The sequence below is a fragment of the uncultured Thiodictyon sp. genome (assembly GCF_903828115.1).
Classification (GTDB): domain Bacteria; phylum Pseudomonadota; class Gammaproteobacteria; order Chromatiales; family Chromatiaceae; genus Thiodictyon.
The window spans coordinates 1-6,903 of record NZ_CAIKKU010000809.1; the positions used below are offsets into that span (position 1 = coordinate 1).

Sequence of the window (6,903 nt, forward strand, 5' to 3'; positions counted from 1 at the left end):
CGCCTCCCGGTCGCCCACGCCACCCTGAAGCAGGGCGACCCCTGTCCCGAACCCGGCTGCACCGGCCGGGTCTACGTCCAACGCCAGGAGCCCGCCGTCCTGGTGCGCGTCACCGGGGTGGCGCCCCTGCAGGCGCAGGTCTACACCCTGGAGCGGTTACGCTGTGGGCTGTGCGGCACGGTGTTCACGGCCGCCCCCCCCGCGGGCGTGGGCGCGTCGAAATACGACGCGACCGCCGCCGCCATGATCGCCTTGCTGAAATACGGCTGCGGGCTGCCGTTTCATCGCATCCAACGCCTGGAGCAGGCGCTGGCCATCCCCCTGCCGGCCACCACCCAATGGGATGTGGTCGCGGCGGCCGCGCCGTGCCTCGCCCCCGCGGTGGAGGAACTGGCCCAGCAGGCGGCGCAGGGCACGGTGCTCTATAACGACGACACCACCATGCGCATCCTGAAATTCACCGCCGAAGCACGCGCCGAGGCACTGCCGCCAGGCGCCAAGGCCGAGCGCACCGGGGTCTTCACCTCCGGGGTGGTGGCCGAGACGGTCAACGGTCCGATCGCCCTGTTCAAAACCGGACCTTGCCATGCCGGGGAGCACCTCGCCGAGGTCCTCGACCGGCGCCACGACCCCGTGCCCCCGATCCAGATGTCCGATGCCCTGGCGCGCAATACCCCGGGAACGCATCCCACCCAGGCCGCGTCCCGTATTCCCCATGGGCGGCGCAAGTTCGTCGAGGTCCATGATGCCTTTCCGGACGAGGTCGCCTTCGTGCTGGAAACCCTGCGTCCCGTGTTCCACACTGACCACCAAGCCCAGCAACAGGGACTCGACCCACACGCGCGCCTACTCCTGCACCAGCAGGAGAGCGGCCCGCGGATGCAGGCGCTCCACGACTGGATGGCCAAGCAGTTCGAGTCGCACGCCGTGGAGCCCAATTCGGGGCTCGGGCAGGCGATCCGCTACCTGCAGAATCATTGGCAAAAAATGACCCTGTTTCTGCGCGTACCCGGCGCCCCGCTGAGCAACAACATCTGCGAGCGGGCGCTCAAGAAGGCCATCCTGCATCGGAACAATTCGCTGTTTTACCGCACCTTGAACGGCGCCAAGGTCGGCGATCTGTTCATGAGTCTGATCCATACCGCGGAACTGCACCAAGTGGCGCCGTTTGATTACCTGGTCGCCCTGCAGCGCCATCCGGCCGCGGTGGCACTCGACCCGCCGGCCTGGATGCCCTGGAATTACACCACCGCGCTGGCGCGCCTCGCCGCCGAGCCCGCGCCGGACTGATCCCGCGGCGGCCCCGTGCCGCCCGTGCGGGCCTCCTCCCCACACCGCCGTGCCAAGGTCCCGACCACCAGCGTCACCACGCTGGGGCGCGGGCGAGCACCGGCAGGCAGACGTCATCCCAGCTTGGTACTGGCGGCTCGCCCGCACCGCCAACAGCGACAATGGCGGGCCTTGGGTTCGCCAAGGACGCGGGGCTCCCACGCTACCGGAACTGCGCTCGGCATTCATGCAGCCTTGCCGGAAGGACACGCCAGATTACCATGAGCGTGCGCGGCTGCCTCGAACGCCCCACTCCGGTGCTGAGGCTTGGTCATGGGGTGCCCCTCAAACCCCGCCGGTACACCCACTCCACCGGCTCGGAAACAGGCTCTCGATGATGCCGGAGCGGTGCAGTATGGCGACCCCCAGGACGGCGCCGCGATAGCTCACCACCACCTGGCCCGGCGGGTTGGCGGCGGCCTGCTCGGGGGTGGGGTCGAATTGTTCCCGGCGCAGATAGCGTTCGCGCTGGTCCTGCGTCAGGGCCAGGTGAAAGCGGGTCGCGGCGGGACCGAAGAGCAGCGCCGCGCTGGTGGTCGGCTTGGGCGGGCGGACATTGGTGCGGTGGAAGAAGAGCCCGCTGCCCTCGGCCCTGGGCAGGGCGGGAGGGCAGTGGTCGGCGGCCATCAGGTGCAGCCCGCGGCGGGTCTGACGGTGGGCGCGCAGGGGTTGGAACCAGTCCGCGGGCAGGCCGTAGTGGTCGCGCAGGTCGGGCAGCCAGTCGGCGCCGTCGGACGGGTCCAGGGCTGCGGGCAGCGGGTCCGGCTCGGCGACCGTGCGGGCGTCCTTCTCCAGGACGGCGATGAAGAAGCCGCCGCTGTCGTTGTGGTGGGGCCAGATGCGCAGGGCCAGGGCCAACTCGGCGGGCAGGTCGCGCCCCTCCCAGCGGGTGATGCCGGGCGTGCCGATGAGACCGGGCAGGGCGATCGGCAGCAGGCGCAACTGCCCCGGGTACTCGGCCATGACCGCGGCCACCGTACACTCGTTCTCCTCCGGGGCGAAGGTACAGGTGGAATAGACGAGGCGCCCGCCGGGCTTCAGACGCTGCACCGCCTTGCGCAGCAGGGCGCGCTGGCGCGGGGCCAGGCGCGCCGGGCTGCCCGCGTCCAGTCGTTCGAGCAGGGGCGGGCTGCGGCGCAGCGTGCCCTCGCTGGAGCAGGGGGCGTCGACCAGGATGCGGTCGAACTGGCCGGCGGCGGCGGGCCAGTTGGCCCCGTCGGTGCAGGTGGTGGAGCAATTGAGGATGCCGAGCCGGTCCAGGTTGCCTTGCAGGGCCTTGATGCGGGCGGGGGCGATGTCATTGGCGATCAGGGTGCCGCGGTTGCCCAGGGCGAGCGCGATCTGGGCGGTCTTGCCGCCGGGGGCGGCGCACAGATCCAGCACCCGCTGACCCGGGACCAGGTCCAGCAGCAGGGCCGGAAGTTGGGACACCTCCTCCTGCGCATGGGCGAGCCCGGCGCAGTACCACCAGTGCTGGCCGGAGCGCGTCTCCACCGGCAGGCGCAGGGCCCCCGGCAGCCAGGGGATGGTCGCGGCCGCGATCCCTTCCGTCGCCAGCAGTTCGATCAGGTCGGCGACCGCGATGCGGGTGGGATTGGCCCAGATGCAGGGGGCGAGCGGTCGGCACAGGGCCGCGGCGAAGGCGTCCCAGTCGTCCAGGAGGTCGCGGTAACGCCCGAGCGGTGAGGCCGCCACCTGCTGCGGGGTCGGCAAAGAGGCGGCGCTGCCGCGGGATGCGCGTGGGTTCATAGGGTCCGGTCCATTAGGCAATGCCTTTAGCGTCGTTGTCGTTGTCGTTGTCGTTGTCGTAATCGTGATCGAAAAAGCGATGCACTTCGAGGTGCGGGAGAATCCGCGGCGCTACGATAACCTCGATTACGACAACGACAACGACAACGACCCGCTGCGGCGACGGCTTCACCGAGTGCCCCCCAGTTCATCGATAAAGGCCGCCGCCTGGGCGCGCATCCGGTCCAGGGCCTGGTCGTCCAGGGGCGGGGCGGTCAGGGCGCGGTGATCGACCTCAAGGCCGTTGAGCAGGTCATCCAGCCAGCGGGCCGCCCGCGTCGCCGCCGGGTGGTCGCCGCCGCGGGCGATGGCCGTCTCCAGGGCCTGGAGGTAGCGGTAGTCGTCGATCGCCTCGCCGAAGCGCGCCAGGTCCTGGGTCGGGATCAGGACGCCGGGTTGATCCGTGGGGAAGGCGGCGGCGAAGTCGTCCTCGCGCCCGTCCAGTGCATAGTAGGGGTCGACGTGGGTGGCGTTGAAGGCGAACTGAAAATAGCCGGCGCGGCAGCCCAGGCGGTGCAGCCGGTACTGGTAGAGCCCGCGGGCATAGCGCCCGCCCAGGTTGTAGGTGCCGCACTGGCCGTCGGCCGCACGGATCTGGCCCAGGGCCCAGGCGTTGTGGTGGGTGAGAAAGACCTGATCCACCCGGCCCACCAGGGCCGCGGCGGGCGATTTCGCGTCGGTGATGCTGGTGAAGACCGAACTGCGGGCGCCGGCCGCGCGCAGCGCGTCGGCCAGGGCGGCGCTCTGGGCGATGCCGGCGCCGCTGGGCTCGTCGCCGACGGTGTAGATGGGCTCCAAACGGTCGGCGCCGGCCAGATGGGCGCGGGTGGCCGCCAGGACGCGCGCCAGGACCTCCGGGTAGGGGGCGCCGAAGGCGTGTTGGGTGTCGCCGACCTGGTAGCGCTCGAAACCGAGGCCGCGCGGGGCCAGGCCGCCATAGCTGTGGGGCGGGAAGGGGAAGGGGGCGCCCTGGGTCAGCACCGCGTCCAGGGTGGAGAAGTCGATGGCGAGTCCCGCCGCGCCCTTGGTCGGCAGGACGCCGCCGATGCCGCCGGTGAAGGCGGTCATGCCGTGGCGCCGGACCAGTTCCAGGGCCGGGGCTATGTCGGCCGCCCGCTTGGCGGCCAGGGCGGCGGGGAAGGCGCTCTCGGTGTAGACCGGGACACTGCCGAGCCAGCCGAAGGGCTGGTTGGCGACGGGCAGGGGCCAGGGCCGCACCGTGGCGGCGACCGGGAGGCTCAGTCGGCGGCCGTCGCCGAGCGTCAGTCGCAGCGTTCCATTCTGGGTCCCGGACGGGCAGTCCGCCGGCGGGGTGACGCTGAACCAGAGGCGCCGACTCTGTCCGGCGGGGAGTTGCAGCGGCAGGGTCAGGGGGTCGAGCAGGCGCGGGAGCATGGCATAGCGGGCGCCGTCGTCGGTGGTGCGGGTCAGCTTGTGGCGGACCTGGTAGGGGTCGACGTGCAGCCCCGGCAGGTCCAGTTCGGCGGCGGTCAGGGTCAGCCCGGCCAGGGCGTACAGGTCGAGCGTCAGGGGCTCCAACTCGCCCTGGGCGAGGACGATATCCAGGCGCGCGACCGACTCGTCCGGGCGCGGGCGGTCGGCGGCCTTGAGGTCCTGGCCCCAATGGCGATGGAAGACACGCAGTTCAGGGATCGGCCCCGGCCCGGGCGCCACCGTGGCGTCGGCCGCGGCGGGTGACGGCTCGCGGTCCTCCGCATACTCGTTGCGGTACTGCTCATGCAGCCGCTCCCATAGCTCCTCAATGAAGGCGCGCGCCTGCCGATCCTCTGCCATCGGCCAGATCAACAGTGCGGACAGGGTGTTGGCGAAGGTCTTGGCGGCGCCGGCGGTGAAGTCCAGGCGCAGTTGGCCGTCGGTGACGCGGACCTGGAACTCGATCGGCCGGTAGCGGCCGCGGATGTAGCGGGTCCAGATGTCGTCCCCGGGCAGGTCCTCGGTGTGCTGGTGGGCGAAGATGCGCGCGAGCAGGGACTCGGGCGTCATCCGGTCGGTGTAGACCTCGGTGCCCTGCGCGAGCACGGCGCGCCGGTCGTAGTTCTGCACGTACTCCCAATAGCCCGGGTCCTCCAGCATCAGCCAGACGCCATAGTCCCCGTCCGGCAGGTCGAAGCGCAGGCCCCCGGAGGCGATGGAAAGCCAGTCGCGCAGCAGGTTGTCCGGGTGGCGGCGGTCCTCGCTCTTGGGGATGCGCGTGGCCGGGTCGAAGCCGTAGCCGCGCCCGGGGCGATAGCCCAGGTCGGCGGTCAGGGGGCTGAAGCCGCCCATGACCGGGCTGGTCTCGGTACCGCCGTCGAGCTTGAGCAGGCGCGCGAAGTCATTGCGGTAGGGCGGGTCAGAGGTCAGTCCGGCGCCCATGACCTGGACCTGACCGGCGCCGTTCACACTGATGAAGAGCCGGGTGATGGCGTCGAGTGCCAGGCGGCGGCGCTCCTTGATCACCGACTTTTCGCCGACGAAGACCTGCAGCGGGATACGCAGCCGCTGCTCGCCGGGCAGGAAGCGGGTGTACCAGTTGACCCGGGACCAATAGTTGGCGGTGCGCGCGTCGCGGATCTCCACCAGACCGTCGACGGGCCGCGCGCCCGGGTTCCTGATCTGGAGGTCCAGATAGTCATAGCCGGACCAGTCCGTCGGCAGGCCCTTGCCGGGGGTCAGATCCACATGACCGGCACCGTCACCGATCGAGCGCGGCGGGTCGAAGGCGGCCAGCACCCGCGGCCCCGGGTGACGCGGCGGGATCAGGGCCGCGCGATCCGCCGCGGCCAGGCGGCGGCAGTGGGGGCGCGCGGCCTGATCCGGGTCGTCGCAGTAGCCCGCGAGCAGCAGGTCCGCCGCGACCAGGGGCGGGGTGAAGCGCAGGGGTTCGCGGCTCGCCGCGGCCGGCTGCGCGCCCGTGGGCCTGGGGTCGCCGGGGGCGAGCGCGGTCAGCCGCACCTCGTCGAGCCACAGGTCCCCGGGGCCGTAGAGGAAGCAGTAGAGGGTGCTGTCGGTCTCCCGGGTCACCTCGAAGACCAGGTCCACCGGGGTCCAGTCCTGATCCCCCTGGGGCAGTGCCACCATCGCCGGGCGGCTGCCCGGCAGTTCCAGGAGCAGGCGGCCGCCCAGGTTGTCGCGGCCTGGGCGCAGCCCCCAGGAGGCCGCGAGCGCGCTCAGCCGGTAGCGGCCGGGCACCAGATGGAGGCGCTGGTGGATGGCCGCCTTGCCCGGGGCCGTGCCGTGCAGGTGGACCGCGGTACCCCCGGACGGGCGCGCCTCCCGATCCGGCGCCGCCTGCGCGGCGCCGTCCCAGGAGAAGAAGGTCCAGCCGGGGAAGGGGGTGCTCGCGCTGCCGCCGGCCTGCTCGAAGTCCCCGTTGCTCACCAGGTCGGGGCCCTGGGTCGATGTGGGGGCGGACTCTGGGGGGGGCGGCGGGGCAGGGTTGGCCCAGGGCCAGCGCGATGAGGCACAGGGGGCCGAAGACCAGTCGCCGGAGCGGTCGGGACGGAGCTTGGGGCGGGCGGTGCGGGGCGCATGGGCTGGTTGCTCCTGGGGCCGCGCGGCGGCGGCCAAATGGGTATCGGAACCTTAACAATTTACTGCGCGCCAGCGTAGAATTTTGGTGTGGCCTGCGACCCGCCGCGCTGAGGCGAGGCCTCGCCGACAATGAAGATGGCCGGGTGCGATCAGAACTGATGTGTTGACCGAGATCCCGGGTACGCTGTCCTGGTCGTTGTCGTTGTCGTTGTCGTTGTCGTGATCGGATTGTTCGATTACGACAACGACAAC

General features: G+C 71.3%; 5 protein-coding genes. 1 reads left to right on the forward strand and 4 read right to left on the reverse strand.

The features are described 5' to 3' along the window. Positions 1-1,290 (forward strand): IS66 family transposase (locus QZY48_RS29805; protein ID WP_295437453.1); only part of this gene is annotated, 1,290 nt, incomplete at its 5' end. A gap of 324 nt (positions 1,291-1,614) precedes the next feature. Here QZY48_RS29805 and QZY48_RS29810 read toward each other — a convergent pair. The 4 genes from QZY48_RS29810 to QZY48_RS29825 all read right to left on the reverse strand — a co-directional run. Next, positions 1,615-3,078, reverse strand: coding sequence for an RsmB/NOP family class I SAM-dependent RNA methyltransferase (locus tag QZY48_RS29810; RefSeq protein WP_295437455.1), 1,464 nt, complete (start codon positions 3,076-3,078; stop codon positions 1,615-1,617). 13 nt (positions 3,079-3,091) lie between these two features. Next, the gene (locus QZY48_RS29815; RefSeq protein ID WP_295437457.1) at positions 3,092-3,250 is read right to left on the reverse strand and encodes a hypothetical protein; all 159 of its coding nucleotides are present in this window, start codon (positions 3,248-3,250) and stop codon (positions 3,092-3,094) included. Further along, positions 3,247-6,687 carry a hypothetical protein gene (locus QZY48_RS29820; protein ID WP_295437458.1) on the reverse strand — a complete coding sequence of 1,147 codons (3,441 nt, stop codon included), beginning with the start codon at positions 6,685-6,687 and terminating at the stop codon, positions 3,247-3,249. Before QZY48_RS29820 ends, QZY48_RS29815 begins: the two co-directional genes overlap by 4 nt. 15 nt (positions 6,688-6,702) lie before the next feature. Then, on the reverse strand, positions 6,703-6,903 hold a 201-nt coding region (locus QZY48_RS29825), incomplete at its 5' end, for a hypothetical protein (RefSeq protein WP_295437459.1).

Coding starts and splice junctions, on each gene's coding strand:
- QZY48_RS29810 (WP_295437455.1), bottom strand. CDS start 3,078: ATGAACCCACGCGCATCCCGCGGCAGCGCCGCCTCTTTGCCGACCCCG.